Raw genomic sequence first — 16,995 nt, 5'->3', positions numbered from 1 at the left:
GCTTTTTTATATATTTTAAAACATTACGTTATATAATTATTTTAATAATATTATAGATAATAAATGAACCTAACCATGCAAGTACTATTTGATAAATGACTGAAAAGATTGCCATTTTAGTTCCGTATTCTTTCTTCATTACAGCAACAGTGGATACACAAGGTGTATATAAAAGTATAAATACTAGATAACTATAAGCTGATGCAGTTGAAAAAATAGTAGGTAGAATCTCTGTGAGATTGTTACCATAAAGAACGCCAAGAGTTGCTACAACAACTTCTTTAGCCATTAAACCTGTTAATAATGCAACTGAATTCTGCCAATTAGCAAAACCTAATGGTTCAAATAATACAGATAAATATTTACCTAAAAGTGATAATAGGCTTTCTTCGATTGGAACCATCCCCGTGAAATTAAAGTTGGATAAAAACCAAACTATAACTGAAACAGAGAATATAATTGTTCCTGCCTTTTGTAGGAAGCCTTTGCCTTTTTCCCATGTATGAAGCAATAGATTTTTTGGCTCTGGTAATTTATAAGAGGGTAATTCAATAATAAAAGGTTCTTCATCTTTTTTGAATATAGTATTCTTGAAAATGAAACCAACTATAAATGCTATTAAAATACCTAATATATATAAAGAAAAAATTACAAAGGATTCTTTACCTTTAAAAAATATTGTAGCAAACAAAGCATAAACTGGTATTCTTGCATTACAAGACATTAAAGGAACTAATAAAGCAGTAAGTTTTCTATCTTTTTCACTTTCTAATGTTCTTGCTGACATTATACCTGGAACAGAGCATCCAAAACCAACTATTAAAGGTATAAATGCTTTTCCAGAGAGTCCAATTTTTCTCATAATTTTATCCATAATAAAAGCAGCCCGTGCCATATATCCACTGTCTTCTAGTATTGAGATACCTAGAAATAAAGTTAAAATATAAGGTAGTAATGAAATTACTGAACCAACACCGCCTACTATACCATCGATAATTAGAGATTTAAACCAAAAACTACTATCGGATAATAAATTACTTAAAAAGTTAGTAAATACATCATCAATTAAATAACCAAGTCCATCAGCTAAAGGCTGTCCGACCCATGAAAATGTAAATGTGAAAATCAAATACATTATCATCAAAAAAATTGGATAGGCCAAGAACCTGTTTAGAATTAAACCATCTATTGAATGTGTTAAACTTTTCTGAGGTTCAGTAGTGTTTTTAATAGAATCTTTTATTAAATTTTCAATAAATTCATAAGCAGACTTTTCATTTTTGAAGCTATAATTCCTGTCATCTATTGTTTGGTTAAAAGTTTTATTTAAAAGAATTTTTTTTAATTCATCTATTTGTTTTTCTTTATCCTTAGACATTGCAATTATTGTTACACCAAGTTTAATAGAAAGCTGTTCAATATCGATTTTTAAACCTTTTGATTCAGCGATATCAAGCATGTTTAATATTAAAATTATTGGTTTATTAAATTGTTTCAATTGAGTAGTTAAATATAAATTTCTATCTAAATTTGAAGCATCGATAATGTTAATGATTACATCAGTTTCACTATCTTCTAAAAAATGCTTGGACACTTTTTCTTCGTTAGAAAAGGTATCCATAGCATAAATTCCAGGTAAATCTACTATTTTAATGTTTTTGTCTATGTAACCTTCTTTTTTTTCAACAGTAACTCCAGCCCAATTTCCAACATATTGTTTTGAATCTGTTAAATAATTAAATAATGTTGTTTTTCCAACATTAGGGTTACCCACTAATGCAGCTGTTATCATTAGATTCCTCCTGAAGTGAAATATTTTTAGCATCTTTTTTTCTTATTGCTAAATCAAAACCTCTTATATTTATAACTATTGGATCCCCGAATGGAGCTTTATTTTTTACTACGATTTCGGTACCTTCTATGCACCCTAAAGCTTGTAATCTTCTGGATAGTCTACTATCACAAAAAACATCTTTTATAATGCCATTTTGACCAGGTTTCAAATCAACTACGCACATATGGATACTCCTTTCTACTAACAAATATGAAAATCATTCTCAATTAAATTATATTCTCAAACTTGAATTTTGTCAATAAATATTAAGAAAAAACATTATTGAAGTTAGTGAAATTTAATTAAAAATAATGTTTTATTGTAAAATTTATCTATAAATTATTATTATTATTTGTAAATCTGATAAAAAACTGATAATATTAAGTGTATGAGATTAAATTCTAAATTAATCTATGTATTGGTTTATATCTAGAAAGAGTGGAAAAATGATAATAAGAAAAAATGAAGTTGAAGTTAGCAAGTATGATTTAGAAAATGCATTAAGTGTATTTGGAAAAAAGGATTTATTTGAAGATTCTGTATTTTTTGATTTGGAGCATTATGTATATAAAAAACCTATTTGTATTGGAGTTTTTGGATGCTCCTATTATGATAAGGAAAATAATGTTATAAAAGTAACTCAATACATGCTTGAAAATCGAAATGAATCTATTGAAATATTGGAAATGGCAAGAGAATATTTTAAAGAAATGCAAGAAAAAAACAAAAAGAAATATATTGTTACTTTTTCAGGTAATAATGATTTTACCGTTATTAACTATCTATTTGAAAAGAATAATATTGGTTATGATATTGACAGTTATTATAAAAAAATAGATTTGCAACGAGAGTATGAAAAGGTAATAGGTGTAAACATAGGGTTGAAAAATTTAGAAAAGAAATTTAATATTGAGAGAGAGGATAATGTTATTAGTGGTTCTAATTTAGCAAAAACATTTTGTAAGGTTATGAAGGATAGCGATTATATGAACAGAATGCCTCAAGAAAAGAAGGATAGAATTTTGTTGTATAATGAACAAGATGTAGTAAGCTTATTTAGAATTTATGTTGATTGGAATAGTGTTGTAAATGAGAAATTAAAACAAGAAGAATTGGAATTAAAAAAGATTAATAAAATGAATAAAAGAAAACCAGAAACTAATAGTTAACTTTAGAGTTATTATAAAACTTATTTTCCTGTTTAAAATTGATGTATTAGATGTATTAAATATTAAAAAATATACTTATTATAACAATGAAAGATAGGTGATGGTTTATGAAATTAGAGTTTTATGGAGCTGCAAAATGCGTCACAGGTTCTTGTCATTTATTAACAATAAATAATAAAAATATTCTTTTAGATTGTGGCCTTTATCAAGGTAAAGATGAAAAAGATAGAGGAAATAATGAGTTCAATTTTGACCCTAAAAAAATTGATTATGTAATATTAAGTCACGCTCATATTGATCATAGTGGAAGAATACCATTTTTGTATAAGAAAGGTTTCAAGGGAGAGGTTTTATGTACTGAAGCTACAAAAGAGCTATGTAAGATAATGCTCCCTGACAGTGGATTCATTCAAGAAAGTGAAGTAGAGTGGAAAAATAGAAAAAGAGTTAGACAAGGGTTAGATACTATCGAGCCTTTATATACTGCAAAAATTGCAGAACTTTCTTTATATTTATTTCGAGATTTCAGATATGATGAAATGATAGAAGTTTTTGATGGTTTCAAAATAAAATTTAGAGATGCGGGACATTTATTAGGGTCAGCTATTATAGAAATGTATATTCAAGAGAATTATGAAGAAGAAGTTAAAGTAGTTTATACAGGAGATTTAGGTAATGTTAACAAGCCTATTATTAAAGACCCACAGTTTATAAATTATGCTGATTACTTAATTATGGAAACTACATATGGAGACAGGCTTCATGGTGATATTGACTGGTCTTTAAAAGAACTTGTTAATATTATTAAAGATACTTTTGCACGAGGTGGTAATGTTGTAATACCTTCTTTTTCTGTTGGTAGAACTCAAGAAGTATTATATGCACTTAACAAATATGTTGAGAATAATGAATTGGAAGATTTAACAGTATATGTTGATAGTCCATTAGCATCTAATGCTACATCTATTTATGAAAAGATGAGTGATTATTTTGATGATGAAGCAAAAAAATTGATAAAAACTGGGGATAATCCTTTGAAATTTAAAGGATTGGCTTTTACAAATTCACCTCAAGATTCTGCTAAAATAAATAAGATTCAAAAAGGTGCCGTTATAATATCTGCAAGTGGTATGTGCGAAGCAGGTAGGGTGAAGCATCACTTAAAACATAATTTATGGAGAAAAGAGTGTTCAATTGTTTTTGTAGGTTATCAAGCTGAAGGAACTCTGGGAAGAGCTATTTCTAATAAAAATAAAAAAGTAAAGATTTTTGGTGAGCTTGTAGCAGTTAATGCTCAAATTTATAATTTAGAAGGTTTATCAGGACATGCTGATCAGAAGGGTTTATTGAATTGGGTAGACCATTTAATGGAAAAACCAAAAGAGATTTTCCTTGTTCATGGATCTGATTCATCTATGAATACTTTTAAGGATTTGTTGGATGATAAGGGGTACAAAGCTAGGATAATGGATGTTGCTGAAAGTTATTATATAAATGAGAATATTCACCTTAATGATGAAAATGTTAAATATAGAATAATTAAATTATTGAATTCAATAAATAATATTGAAAAAATGAATAAAGAAACATTATTGAAGGAAATAGATAAAGTAATCAAGCCTATAAAAGAAGATGATTAGTAAATAGAGAACCCTATGAAGGGTTCTTATTTTATTGGAGCAGTATACATAATTTCAAAGAATCCTTGAGGATGTTTACAAGCTGGACAAACTTCAGGTGCATCTGTTCCAAAGTGAATATAACCACAGTTACGACACTTCCAATATTGTTGAGATTGTTTTTTATATAAAGTGCCATTTTTTAACTCGTCTAATAAATCTAAATATCTTTTTTCATGTCCCTGCTCAATGGTTATTATGCTATTTAATGAAGCTTCTATTTCTGGGAAACCTTCTTCTTTAGCAATTTTAGCAAAATTAGGATATAAAGAGCCCCATTCTTCTTTCTCTCCAGCTGCAGCATATTGTAGATTTTCTTCTGTTGTGCCAAAACCAATAGGGTATTCGGCATTAACCTTAATATGTGGATCATCTAATCCATTTACTAAGTAATTAAAGAAAACTTTTGCATGAGCTCTTTCATTTTCAGCAGTTTCTCTAAAAATAGATGCTATGTGCTTATGGTTTTCTTTTTCTGCAACTTTTTCATAATAAGTATATCTCATTCGCGCTTGTGACTCACCTGCAAATGCTGCTGCAATGTTGTCAGCCGTTTTTGTACCTTTTAAATCTTTCATAGAAATACCTCCAAAATTTGAAATAATTTGCCATGGTTTAACCATGCAATATATTTATTTTACCCAAAAAAAATAAAAATAAAATTTATAATATGTGAAATACTACTATAGAAAGAGTTACTTATGTGATTTGATCACAATGTAATTTAATAAAATATAAGAAAAGAGGTAGGACATAATGAAAAAAGGTTTTTCAAAAATTATTTTTATACTTATGGCTATGATTATCTTTTATGCACCAAGCGTATTTGCTGTAGATAGTTTTAATTATTCTGTTAAATCAGGGGATTCACTTTGGAAAATTTGTGTTAAATACCAAATAGGGTGTTCAGAATTGCTCAGCATAAATCCACAGATATCTAATCCGGATTTGATATATCCTGGACAATTAATCAAAGTACCAGATTATTCTGCTATAAAAGCACTTGAAAATGAAGTTATAAGATTAGTTAATGTTGAAAGAAGTAAACAAGGTTTAGCACCATTAAAAGCGAATTGGCAGCTTTCTAGAGTCGCTAGATATAAGTCACAAGATATGATAAACAAAAATTATTTCTCACACACATCACCAACTTTTGGGTCTCCATTTAAAATGATTAAAGATTTTGGAATTAATTATAGAACTGCAGGAGAAAATATTGCCTATGGGCAAAACAGTGCATCTTCAGTTATGAACAGTTGGATGAACTCTTCAGGACATAGAAGTAATATTCTTAGTTCAAAATACTCTCAAATTGGAGTAGGAGCAGCAAAGGATAAAAACGGAACAATATACTGGACTCAAATGTTTATAGGATGGTAAAATAAAAAAAGTTAGCATTAACTTTCGTTAAATGCTAACTTTTTTTATTATATAGGAATTTATAAATTCCATCCTTCAGTGAGTAGAAGAAGCATATATAGCGTAAAAGGCATCGTAACAAGCTTTAGAGATTCTTATTCATTTTAGTATATATTTAAGAAAATGAATTAGAATTTCTTAGTGAAGTGGAGTGGCTTTGTAGCTATATATGCATTTGTTCTTTATGTTTCGTAATCAGGATTTTCACGGGATTTAAAAACATCTCGGGCACTTTCAGATTGACCGTGCTTAATATTAACTTTTTTGAATTTTTTATCTTTCTTTCTGTTATTTTTTGTGTCTTTCATTTTTTCAGACATTAGAATCTCCTTTCAATTTTCTTTAACTATAACAGTTATAGGATGCCCTAGTATGATGAGTTTAAGTATAGCAATATTTGTATAGTTTTTTTTATTTTACAAATAATATTTAAGTAAAATATATTAAAACTGTGAGGAATATAATGAGTGACAAACCAATAATTTTAGTTAGTAAGTGTTTAGGGTTTTCAAACTGTAGATATAATGGTCAAGGTTCAAAAGACGATTTTATAGAATTATTAAAAGATTATATAGAATACATAACAGTCTGTCCAGAAGTGGAGATAGGATTAGGAATTCCTAGAGAAACTATTAGACTAGTAGAAGTAAAGGGTGAAGTGAAAGTAATTCAAAGCAAGAATAATTATGATTTTAGTGAAAAAATGAATTCATTTAATAAAAGCTTTTTAGAAAAGTTAGAATCCATTAGATTAGATGGAGTGATTCTTAAAAGTCGCTCACCTTCATGTGGAGTAAAAGATGTAAAAGTATATGCAGATAATACAAAAGGATGTTCATTCAAAAAAGGGGTAGGGTTCTTTGCAAGAGAAGTTATTGACAAATATGAATATTATCCTATTGAAGATAATGGTAGACTGAAGGATTATAAATTGAGAGAATTATTTTTAACAAAACTATTTGTTTCTTTTGAACTAAAAAATGTTTTAGAAAACTATTCTTATGATAGTTTATTAAAATTTCATGATAAAAATACCTTGCTATTTACTATGTATAATAAATCAAGATTTCAAATTTTGGATAGTTTATTACATAAATTAAAAGAAGATCCTGAGGATAAAGAGGAATTGGTAAAAGAGTATTTGAAAAATACTTATAGAGTTTTTAACAGAGCTGCTAGAAAAGATAATAAATTTAATGTTTTATCCTTTCTCAATGACAGGTATAAAGAAAGAGTTAAAAATGAGGAATATCAATTTATTGAAAACTGTATTAATAAATATAAGATGGGTCATTTACCTTTTAGTAGTCCTTTAGGAGTATTAAAGGAACTATCAATTAGGTTTAATGACGAGTATATTATTAATCAATCAATATTCTCACCATTTCCAGAAAGTTTAGTTAATGTAAGGGATTCAGGGAAAGTAATTTAATATAAACTATAGTAAATTACTTTCCAAAGTGTGTACAGACAATTTGTTTTGGAAAAATAAATCATTAGTAAAAAACATCTGTTAAAAATAAGCCTTTGGAAGGCGCAGTTGGACCAGCTAATGATCTATTTTTTGAATTCATAATTGAAATCAAATCTTCTTTTTTCATAGTATGAAGTCCGATTTCTATTAATGTTCCTGACAATATTCTTACCATTTTATACAGGAAAGAATTTCCAGTGAAAACGAATTGAATTAGATTATTTGAAGTTTTTATTTCTATAGAATTCAATTCTCTAACTGTTGATTTTTTTCCATCTTTTAAAGCTGTAAAGCTTTGAAAATCTCTTTTACCTATGAGAAATCTTGTTGCCTTTTCAATTTCTTCAATATCTAATTTTTCGGGAATATGATGTGCATATGATTTTGAAAATACACAAGGGTATATAGAGTTATCAATTTGATATGTATAGATTTTTTTCTTTGCACTATGTCTTGAATGAAAAGAATTAGGAACATATTCTATGTTTTTTACAGAAATATCTGATGGTAATTGTGTATTTAATTCATTTTGCAAATTTGATAATGAAATTTTTTTAGGAAAGTTAAAATTAGCTACTTGCTTCAAAGCATGGGTACCTGCATCCGTTCTTCCGGAACCAATAATTGAAATATCTTGTTTAAGAATATCAGATAAAGTTTTTTCTAATTTGTATTGAATAGTATTGTTGGAATCTCCTAGTTTCTGCCAGCCTCTATATCTTGAACCGTCATATTCTAATGTTAGTTTAATATTTTTCATTTAAGCACCTACTTTATTTTTTTGTCATAATTTAAATAGTATATATTTAAATTATGATTTGAAAATGATTGTAAAATGTGTTTTATGTTCTTTATGTAACTTCTTCATTAAGCATTTATATTGTACTTTATAAAACTAAAATTTTCAAATAAAAAAGAGAAGCAAGTGCTTCTCTTTAAATAACTGTTATAGTTCTTGCCACATTTGTGCAGCTTGTTGTTTAGCTTCTTGAACTTCTTGCTCAGGTGCATCTTTTGTAGGATACCAACCTTTTTTGCTCATGGCATCAAATACTTGATATTGAACATCTTGAACACATTCGAAATTTCTTACTAATGTGTCTCTAAGATTTTTACATGAAGTCTCAGTTATTCCTGTACTATAAGCTGTAATTATTTGTTTTTCACTAGTTAATAAATCTTGCATCATTTCTTTTTCACTTAATTGTATATTTGCCATGTTTAATCCTCCTAATAAAATTTAATAATTATTGGTGAGATTCTAAATAATTTTTTAAGGATGTAAAATTATCTTTATGCTTTTGGCTTGCTTGACAACATAAATCTTTTAATTCTTGATCAGTGCATGTATTGCTGCATTGGTCAAATTTTTTTGTCATTAATGCTTCATAGCCAATTTGGTCTTTTATAACTTTTAAATTGTTACTAGTTATTTCTTTTGCGCCTGTATTCATCACGTGGATACCTCCATTTTTAATCTTTTACAATAATATTATTAGCGAAAAATTTGAAATTATAGATTGAAATTAATGTAAATAAAAAAAGCACAGATATTCTGTGCTTTAAAACTATAAATAACTTTCGGCTTCATTAACTAATTCATCTACAAGAGTTTTAACAGGTTTAATTTCAGTTAATCTATAAGCATTACTTCCGGCAAAAACAAGGCCATTATCCACGTCACCGTTTACTGCATTTATAAGTGCTTTTGATATGCAAAATGGAGTTGTTTTGGGATCACATGTCTTTAGACAAGTGTAACATTTTTTTATTGGAATTCTACCATTTTCAAGAGCTTTTACAAAATTATTATTGATGGCTCTTCCAGGCATGCCAACAGGAGATTTTATTAATTTAATATCTTCTTTTTTAGAGTTTATGTACGCATTTTTGAAATTAATATGTGCGTCACATTCATCTGTAGCAACAAAAGATGTTGCCATTTGAACTCCAGCTGCTCCCATTTTTATATATTCAGCTATATCTTTACCAGTAAATATTCCACCTGCTGCTATAACAGGGATGTTTTTTTTGTATTTCTCCTCGAAGCCTTTAATGACATCTAATACTTCCTTTACAATTCCTTGTAAAGTATTAGTTGAAGTTGATAAAAGGTCCTTAAGAGCAAAACCTAAATGTCCTCCAGCTTCTTTTCCTTCAACAATTATTGCATCTGGAATATAATCATATTTTTTAACCCACATTTTGGTTATAATCTTAGCTGCTTTTCCTGATGATACTATAGGGATGATTTTTGTTTTTGTATTTTTTATAAATTTTGGCAAATCTACAGGTAGACCTGCACCAGAAATTATCAAATCTATTTTTTCTTCAACTGCAGTTTTTACTATCTCTTCATAGTTTTTTGCAGCATTTAGTACATTTATTCCTAAAATGCCATTTGGACTTAATTTTCTTGCTTTTTGAATTTCGCTTTTTAAACTTCTTAGGTTTGCATCTTTAAAATTATTTTCAAAATCTGGTTCATTATAGCCTAATTGAACTGCAGAAATAACTCCAATGCAACCTGTGTTGGCTACTGCAGCTGCAAGTTTAGATTTAGATACACCTACTCCCATACCACCTTGAATAATTGGTACTTTAGCTACAAAATCACCAATTTTTAGTTTTGGTAAATTCATATAATCTACTCCTTCTTCACTTGAATCATTTTGAGTTTCAAAATATTTGATAATCAAAGTATATGATTAAAACTACTTATTGTCAACAATTAAAATTCCAATTATATATCTTGAAAATTTTAATTACATGTATTTTCATGAATTTAATATGATATTTTTAATGAATATTAATACTAGGATATTAGGATATTTTGTAAAGAATATTTCTACTTTTATGCTAATTTACTTGAAAAGTCTATTTATTATATGTAAAATAAAAAATAGTACGAAATAAAATAAGAAGAATTAATAAATAAGGTAGGTGCCTATTTTGAGAGAAAAGCAGTTTGAAATTGATAATGTTGAAATAGATAGTGATTTACAGATTAAATATAAACCAATAGTTTCTATTATTAATAGAAAAATTGTTGGTGTTGAATCTAAGAATTTAGGAGTATCTCAGAATGATTCAATTATATCTATGAGGGAAATAGCAAAGACAGTTGATGATGAAGAAAAGATTATTTCAATAGATAGAACTTATAGAGAAGATACTGTGGCAAGATATGCATCTTCAGTTTTGAATAGTTCAGAAGGATTATTATTTATAGATATAAATTTATCTATTATATATAAATTTATAGGTTCAGGAATAATACTTGATTTAATCCAAAAATATGAGTTAAAGCCACAAAATATTGTTTTGAATATTACAGATGATAAATTTAAAAGCGCTGAATGTTTAAAAGAATTTATTGTAACCTATAGAAGTAAAGGGTTCTTAATTTGTTTAAGTGAAGTTGGATCTGGGTTTGCAAATCTTGATAAGATATCTTTCTTTGAACCTGATATTATTAAAATAAGTAAAAACATAACTGAGTTTATTGAAGAGGATTATTATAAACAAGAAGTCTTTAAATCTTTAGTTAATTTAAGTAAAAACATAGGTGCCTTAGTTATTGCAGATGGTATAGTTTCAGACGAACAAGCATTAACAACAATAGATTTAGGTGCTGATATGATTACTGGAGAATACTTTGGACATCATGATAGATTAGATAATGATTTAGTAAATAAGGTTAAAGAAAATTTGGATAATATAGCCTCTAAATATATGATGTACATGGAAGATAAAATAAATTTTGAAAAACTCAATCATAAAAAATACGAAAAAATTATAAAGAAGATACTAGGGAAACTATCAGGTATTTCTGAAGATGATTTCAATGATATTCTTGAAAAAGTATCTGCAGAATATGATGAGTTTGAATGTATATATGTTCTGAATTATGATGGAATACAAGTTACTGATACATTTACACAATATAAATCTATGATATCTCAAAAGGCTTTGATATTCCAACCAGCTGTTAGGATGACTAATCATTCTTTAAAAAAATATTATTATTATTTAAAAAATATGGCTTTAGAGAAATACATTACTGATGCATATATTTCACTTGCAACTGGTAATTTATGTGTTACCATATCGGAAGTATTTGAGAGTGTAGATGGAAACAAATATATATTATGCATTGATTTTAATCCAAACGACATAAATATTATGTGATATTAGACAGCAGCGATTTTGCTGCTGTTTTTATGTGTAGATATGAAATAAAATATTCAAAAAATGAGCAAGAGAAGGATTGATAAAATGAGAAAACCACTAGCAGATAGAATGAGACCTAATTCATTTGATGAAGTTGTGGGACAAAAGCATTTATTAGGTAAAGGTAAAATATTGAGGCGAATAATTGAGTCACCTATAGCACCCAATATGATATTTTTTGGACCACCAGGAACGGGGAAGACAACTGTTGCAAATTTAATTGCTAAAAAAACAAATAAAAGATTTTATAAATTAAATGCTACAAATGCATCTATTAAAGATGTAAAATCAATCATCGACGAATTAAATACAATAATGAGTGTTAATGGAGTTTTACTATATTTAGACGAAATACAAAATTTTAATAAAAAACAGCAGCAATCTTTATTAGAGTTTATAGAAAACGGATCTATAACATTAATTGCAAGTACAACGGAAAACCCATACTTTTATATCTATAATGCAATACTTAGCAGGTCTTCAGTATTTGAATTTAAAATGTTGGAGAAAGAAGATTTAATCGAGGCAATGAAAAGGGCATTACTTAAAGTATCTGATGAATATGAAAATATTTTCTTGGAAATAAAAGATAGTGCTCTATCATATTTGGCTGATATGAGTAATGGTGACTTGAGAAAAGCATTAAATTTTTTGGAATTGTGTATTTACTCTACTCCGGTGAATGAAAACAAGAAAATAATAGTAAATCTTGATATTGCTAAAGAATGTACTCAAATGAAAATTTTAAATTACGATAGAGATGGTGATAATCACTATGATAACTTAAGTGCTTTTCAAAAATCTATAAGAGGTAGTGACCCAGACGCTTCAGTTCATTATTTAGCTAGACTTATAAAAAGTGGAGATCTACAATCTATTTGTAGAAGACTTCTTGTGATTGCGTCAGAGGATATTGGTCTTGCTTATCCTAATGCTATTACTATTGTTAAAAGTTGTGTAGATACAGCATTTCAACTAGGTTTTCCAGAAGCAAGGATTCCTTTGGCAGAAGCTACATTGTTACTTGCAACACTTCCAAAATCTAATTCTGCTATAGTTGCTATAGATGCTGCTTTGAAAGATTTAGAAAACGAAAAAATTGGAGAAATTCCTTCTTATTTAAAAGATGGACATTATAGTGGAGCAGCGAAACTTAATCGAGGAATAGGTTATAAATATCCACACAATTATCAAAATAATTATATTGAACAGCAATATTTACCGGATAACTTGAAGGATAAAGAGTATTATAAGCATGGAAATAATAAGTATGAAAGATCAATAAAAAAGTATATGGATTATCTAAAGAATAGAAATACCTGATGGAAGTATTATAAATTTAGGCTATATTTTAAATAGTGTTGATATTAATTAAAAGACTTATAATTGAAATAAAATACGAAGTAAGTTAGTGACAAGTGATAAGCTACAAGTTAATGAAAGAGATCGTTGAAGTATAACCTCTACTAAATTCTTTTAAAAAACATATAGAGTTTTTAATTCAACTAATTATTTATACAAGTCCAAAACTCATAAGTACCTGAGATTTTGTACATGTATAAATAAAGTTTCGTAATAAAAATTCTTTCTTGAAGACTGCATATTTTTGAAAGAAAAGTAGAACTAATCCTTAAGCCGACTCTTAGGATAATTCTCTTGCAGAAAATCATTAACTAAGCCTTTATCATCTTCGATGATGGAACAATTAACTTTTGCCACGCAAAAATAATTTTTTTGTCTTTCATTTAATTAAAAGCTTTCGTTTACGAAAGGTATCATGAACTTGTCACTTATCACTTGTAACTTGTCACTAAAATTGCAAAGCGCTTTTCTTTGCAATTTATAAGTATTGCCCACAAAATCAACGACTACTTAAAACAAAACCTGAATCAAAAATATATTGAAATAATTAATTGAAAATATATAAAAATAAAGTTGACAAGATTACTGTGATTTGTTAGAATATCATTGAAAGTAGAGTGAAACACTCGGAATTGAGGAGTGATGTGATGAAACTTTCTACAAAGACAAGATATGGTGTTAAGGCGATGTTGGATTTGGCTTCAAATTCCAATGACAGCCCGATATCTATTAAAAGTATTGCAGAAAGACAAAAAATTTCAGAATCGTATTTAGAACAATTATTTTCTAGTTTACGTAAGGCTAAATTAATTAAAAGCATAAGAGGAGCTCAAGGCGGATACATATTAGCTAAACTGCCAAATGAAATCACTGTATGGGAAATCATGAATATACTTGAAGGCCCTATTGAAATTTCCAACTGCCTTGATAGTGATGAGTGTAATAACATTGATTATTGTGCTACAAGACTACTTTGGTCTAAAATAAAGCAAAGTATTGATGATGTTACAAAATCTATTACTCTTCAAGATATGCTTGATGATGCATTTTCAATGCAACAAAATAAGGAGTGATATTATGAAAAACAGGATATACATGGACTATTCAGCCACAACTTATACAAAAAAAGAAGTTTTAGATGAAATGGTACCATATTTTACGCAAAGTTATGGAAATCCATCGTCTTTTTATAGTTTTGCATATGAAAACAAAATTGCTATAGAAAAAGCTCGTGAAAATGTAGCAAATGTTTTGAATGCTGATAAAAAAGAAATTTATTTTACAAGTGGTGGATCAGAAGCTGATAACTGGGCTATTAAAGGTGTAGCATTTTCAAATAAATATAAAGGTAATCATATAATTACAACAAAAATTGAACATCATGCTATAACAAATACATGCAAATTTTTGGAAAAGAATGGATTTAAAGTTACTTACTTAGATGTAGATGAAATAGGTATGATAAATTTGCAACAGTTGAAGGAAAGTATAACAGAAGAAACTATTTTAGTTAGTATTATGTTTGCAAATAATGAAATAGGAACAATTCAACCAATAAAAGAAATAGGAGCTATATGTAAAGAAAGAAATGTTTTATTCCATACTGATGCAGTTCAAGCAGTTACACATGTTCCAATCGATGTAAATGAAATGAACATAGATATGTTATCTCTTGCAGCACATAAATTTTATGGACCAAAAGGTGTTGGAGTACTTTATGTTAAAAAAGGCATAAAACTTGAAAATCTAATTCATGGTGGTGGACAAGAAAAAGGAAAAAGAGCAAGCACAGAAAATGTTCCTGGAATTGTTGGATTAGGTAAGGCTATTCAATTAGCACACGATGACATGGAAAATGAAAAAGAAAGATTAACTGTTTTAAGAGAAAAATTAATTAACGAGTTAAGTTATAGAATACCTTATTCAAAATTAAATGGTGCTACAGGTGAAAATAGATTACCTGGTAATGTAAATATTAGTTTTGTAGGTGTTGAAGGTGAAACATTATTATTAGACTTAGATGATATAGGATTAAATGCTTCAACTGGGAGTGCATGTGCGTCTGGGGATTTATCTGCTTCTCATGTTTTATTAGCTATAGGCTTATCTCATGGAGTTGCTCATGGTTCGTTAAGATTAAGTCTTGGGGAATTAACTACGGATAAAGATATAGAATTTGTCATAAACGAATTACCTAAAATAATTAAAAGAAGACGAGAAATGTCACCATTTTGGGAAGAATTTTTAAAAGAGAGAGGAGAACTATAATGTATAGCGAAAAAGTAATGGATCATTTCCGAAATCCAAGAAATGTTGGTGAATTAAAAAGTGCTAATGGAGTTGGAGAAGTAGGAAATGCAAAATGTGGTGATATCATGAAAATATATTTAGAAGTAGAAGACGATATAATAAAAGATGTTAAATTTAAAACATTTGGTTGTGGTTCTGCAATTGCCTCTTCAAGTATAGCAACTGAAATGATAAAAGGAAAAACAATTAAGGAAGCTTGGGATTTGTCAAATAAAGCTGTAGCTGAAGCATTAGATGGTCTTCCACCTGTTAAGATGCACTGTTCAGTTCTTGCAGAAGAAGCAATCCATAAAGCTATAAATGACTATAGATTAAGCAAAGGTTTAGAACTTTGGGACTTTGAAGAACATTCTGATGATTTGCATGACATTGTTCATGGAGAGGATGAATAAGATTTGAGAGAAAAAAAGACAGTTGCTGTTGCTTTAAGTGGTGGAGTTGACAGTTCTGTAGCGGCTTATTTATTAAAAGAACAAGGATATAATGTTATTGGAATTACTATGGTTGTTTGTGAAGATGTTGATGTTTCAAAAGAAGCAAAAGAAGTTGCTGATATGCTAGATATTCCATTTTATAAAGTTGATTTATCCCATTCTTTTAATGAAAAAGTTGTTGGTAATTTTATACATGAATATTGCAGTGGGAGAACACCAAACCCTTGTGTAGAATGTAATAAGTATATTAAGTTCGGAAAATTGTTCCAAGAAGCTAAGGCTTTGGGTGCAGATTTTCTAGCAACAGGTCATTATGCAAGTATTATTGAAGAAAAAGGAAGATATTTAATAATAAATGCAGAAGACTCAAGAAAAGATCAAACATATATGCTTTATGGTCTTAAGCAAGAAGCTTTGAAACATATTTTAATGCCATGTGGTAAATATTCAAAAGAAAAAATAAGAAGCATTGCAAAGAAAATCGGTCTAAAAGTTCATGACAAAAAAGATAGCATGGAAATTTGTTTTATTGCTGATAATAACCATGGTAAATATATTAAAGATAGAGTGGATATAGTTAAAATCGGTGATTTTATTGATAAATCAGGTAATAAATTAGGCGAACATAAAGGGATAATCAATTACACTATTGGCCAGAGAAAAGGTTTAGGGATTTCTTTTGGAAAACCTATGTTTGTTATAGATATTTTACCAGAAACAAATCAAGTGGTTTTAGGAGAAGAAAAGTTTATCTTAAAAAATTCATTGATTGCTAAAGATATTAATTTTATCCCATTTGATTATCTTGACTATAAAATCACATTAGAAGCAAAAGTTAGATATTCTGCTAAAAAAGCACTTGCTGATGTTGAGCCATATGGTGAAGATAGAATAAAGATTACTTTTAAAGAAAAACAGAGAGCCATTACTAAAGGGCAATCAGTAGTATTTTATTCTGGTGATATGCTTGTTGGTGGTGGAGTTATAGAGGAAATATGCTAAGTTCTTGTTGAACTTAGCATATTTTTTTATATACTTTTTTAAAACAATGTTAATATTTGATAAGTATTTCTTAATTGAA

Annotated in this window: 18 protein-coding genes; 10 read left to right on the top strand and 8 right to left on the bottom strand. The window is 28.2% G+C overall.

All coding sequences use genetic code 11. From position 1 onward, the window contains the following. Window positions 1-28: 28 nt before the first annotated feature. On the bottom strand, window positions 29-1,792 hold the full coding sequence (gene feoB / locus ACQ3F0_RS01630; RefSeq protein ID WP_428863282.1) for a ferrous iron transport protein B: 1,764 nt from the start codon (window positions 1,790-1,792) through the stop codon (window positions 29-31). After that, window positions 1,767-2,018 (bottom strand): FeoA family protein, encoded by a 252-nt coding sequence (locus ACQ3F0_RS01625; protein WP_428863281.1) that lies wholly within the window; start codon window positions 2,016-2,018, stop codon window positions 1,767-1,769. Before ACQ3F0_RS01625 ends, feoB begins: the two co-directional genes overlap by 26 nt. Window positions 2,019-2,280: 262 nt before the next feature. Between ACQ3F0_RS01625 and ACQ3F0_RS01620 the strand changes: the two genes are divergently transcribed. Next, window positions 2,281-3,003, top strand: a complete 723-nt coding sequence (locus ACQ3F0_RS01620; RefSeq protein WP_428863280.1) for a ribonuclease H-like domain-containing protein — start codon at window positions 2,281-2,283, stop codon at window positions 3,001-3,003. Between the two features lie 107 nt (window positions 3,004-3,110). Then, window positions 3,111-4,643 (top strand): MBL fold metallo-hydrolase RNA specificity domain-containing protein, encoded by a 1,533-nt coding sequence (locus ACQ3F0_RS01615; protein WP_428863279.1) that lies wholly within the window; start codon window positions 3,111-3,113, stop codon window positions 4,641-4,643. A gap of 26 nt (window positions 4,644-4,669) precedes the next feature. Here ACQ3F0_RS01615 and rbr read toward each other — a convergent pair whose 3' ends face one another. After that, complete coding sequence (rbr, locus tag ACQ3F0_RS01610; protein WP_428863278.1) at window positions 4,670-5,260, bottom strand: rubrerythrin; 591 nt, start codon at window positions 5,258-5,260, stop codon at window positions 4,670-4,672. A 178-nt stretch (window positions 5,261-5,438) separates the two neighbouring features. Between rbr and safA the strand changes: the two genes are divergently transcribed. Further along, window positions 5,439-6,062 (top strand): SafA/ExsA family spore coat assembly protein, encoded by a 624-nt coding sequence (gene safA, locus ACQ3F0_RS01605; protein WP_428863277.1) that lies wholly within the window; start codon window positions 5,439-5,441, stop codon window positions 6,060-6,062. A 221-nt stretch (window positions 6,063-6,283) separates the two neighbouring features. Here the strand turns inward: safA and ACQ3F0_RS01600 are convergent, their stop codons facing one another. Beyond that, entirely contained in the window at window positions 6,284-6,421 is a 138-nt protein-coding gene (locus tag ACQ3F0_RS01600; RefSeq protein ID WP_428863276.1) for a CPC_1213 family protein, read from the bottom strand. A 143-nt stretch (window positions 6,422-6,564) separates the two neighbouring features. On the opposite strand from ACQ3F0_RS01600, the gene ACQ3F0_RS01595 reads away from it, so the two are divergent. Further along, complete coding sequence (locus ACQ3F0_RS01595) at window positions 6,565-7,533, top strand: DUF523 and DUF1722 domain-containing protein (protein ID WP_428863275.1); 969 nt, start codon at window positions 6,565-6,567, stop codon at window positions 7,531-7,533. 64 nt (window positions 7,534-7,597) lie between these two features. Here the strand turns inward: ACQ3F0_RS01595 and truA are convergent, their stop codons facing one another. The 4 genes from truA to ACQ3F0_RS01575 all read right to left on the bottom strand — a co-directional run bounded on the left by truA (window position 7,598) and on the right by ACQ3F0_RS01575 (window position 10,217). After that, on the bottom strand, window positions 7,598-8,335 hold the full coding sequence (truA, locus tag ACQ3F0_RS01590; protein WP_428863274.1) for a tRNA pseudouridine(38-40) synthase TruA: 738 nt from the start codon (window positions 8,333-8,335) through the stop codon (window positions 7,598-7,600). A gap of 186 nt (window positions 8,336-8,521) precedes the next feature. Then, window positions 8,522-8,794, bottom strand: a complete 273-nt coding sequence (locus tag ACQ3F0_RS01585; RefSeq protein WP_428863273.1) for a spore coat protein — start codon at window positions 8,792-8,794, stop codon at window positions 8,522-8,524. A 28-nt stretch (window positions 8,795-8,822) separates the two neighbouring features. Continuing rightward, on the bottom strand, window positions 8,823-9,029 hold the full coding sequence (locus ACQ3F0_RS01580; RefSeq protein WP_428863709.1) for a hypothetical protein: 207 nt from the start codon (window positions 9,027-9,029) through the stop codon (window positions 8,823-8,825). A gap of 114 nt (window positions 9,030-9,143) precedes the next feature. Continuing rightward, the gene (locus ACQ3F0_RS01575) at window positions 9,144-10,217 is read right to left on the bottom strand and encodes an NAD(P)H-dependent flavin oxidoreductase (RefSeq protein WP_428863272.1); all 1,074 of its coding nucleotides are present in this window, start codon (window positions 10,215-10,217) and stop codon (window positions 9,144-9,146) included. A 310-nt stretch (window positions 10,218-10,527) separates the two neighbouring features. On the opposite strand from ACQ3F0_RS01575, the gene ACQ3F0_RS01570 reads away from it, so the two are divergent. From ACQ3F0_RS01570 to mnmA, 6 genes are all read left to right on the top strand, one after another. Then, the gene (locus ACQ3F0_RS01570; protein WP_428863271.1) at window positions 10,528-11,766 is read left to right on the top strand and encodes an EAL domain-containing protein; all 1,239 of its coding nucleotides are present in this window, start codon (window positions 10,528-10,530) and stop codon (window positions 11,764-11,766) included. Between the two features lie 87 nt (window positions 11,767-11,853). Then, on the top strand, window positions 11,854-13,131 hold the full coding sequence (locus tag ACQ3F0_RS01565) for a replication-associated recombination protein A (RefSeq protein WP_428863270.1): 1,278 nt from the start codon (window positions 11,854-11,856) through the stop codon (window positions 13,129-13,131). Window positions 13,132-13,817: 686 nt separating this feature from the next. Further along, window positions 13,818-14,243 (top strand): RrF2 family transcriptional regulator, encoded by a 426-nt coding sequence (locus tag ACQ3F0_RS01560; protein ID WP_428863269.1) that lies wholly within the window; start codon window positions 13,818-13,820, stop codon window positions 14,241-14,243. A 4-nt stretch (window positions 14,244-14,247) separates the two neighbouring features. Then, window positions 14,248-15,438 (top strand): cysteine desulfurase NifS, encoded by a 1,191-nt coding sequence (nifS, locus tag ACQ3F0_RS01555; RefSeq protein WP_428863268.1) that lies wholly within the window; start codon window positions 14,248-14,250, stop codon window positions 15,436-15,438. Further along, the gene (nifU, locus tag ACQ3F0_RS01550) at window positions 15,435-15,872 is read left to right on the top strand and encodes a Fe-S cluster assembly scaffold protein NifU (protein WP_428863708.1); all 438 of its coding nucleotides are present in this window, start codon (window positions 15,435-15,437) and stop codon (window positions 15,870-15,872) included. The genes nifS and nifU overlap by 4 nt, the downstream gene beginning before the upstream one ends. A 3-nt stretch (window positions 15,873-15,875) precedes the next feature. Further along, window positions 15,876-16,916, top strand: coding sequence for a tRNA 2-thiouridine(34) synthase MnmA (mnmA, locus tag ACQ3F0_RS01545; protein ID WP_428863267.1), 1,041 nt, complete (start codon window positions 15,876-15,878; stop codon window positions 16,914-16,916). Window positions 16,917-16,995: the final 79 nt, after the last annotated feature.

This window comes from Clostridium sediminicola (assembly GCF_050402865.1).
Lineage (GTDB): Bacteria > Bacillota > Clostridia > Clostridiales > Clostridiaceae > Clostridium_AF > Clostridium_AF sediminicola.
This window is presented reverse-complemented; position numbering and strand designations above follow the sequence as displayed.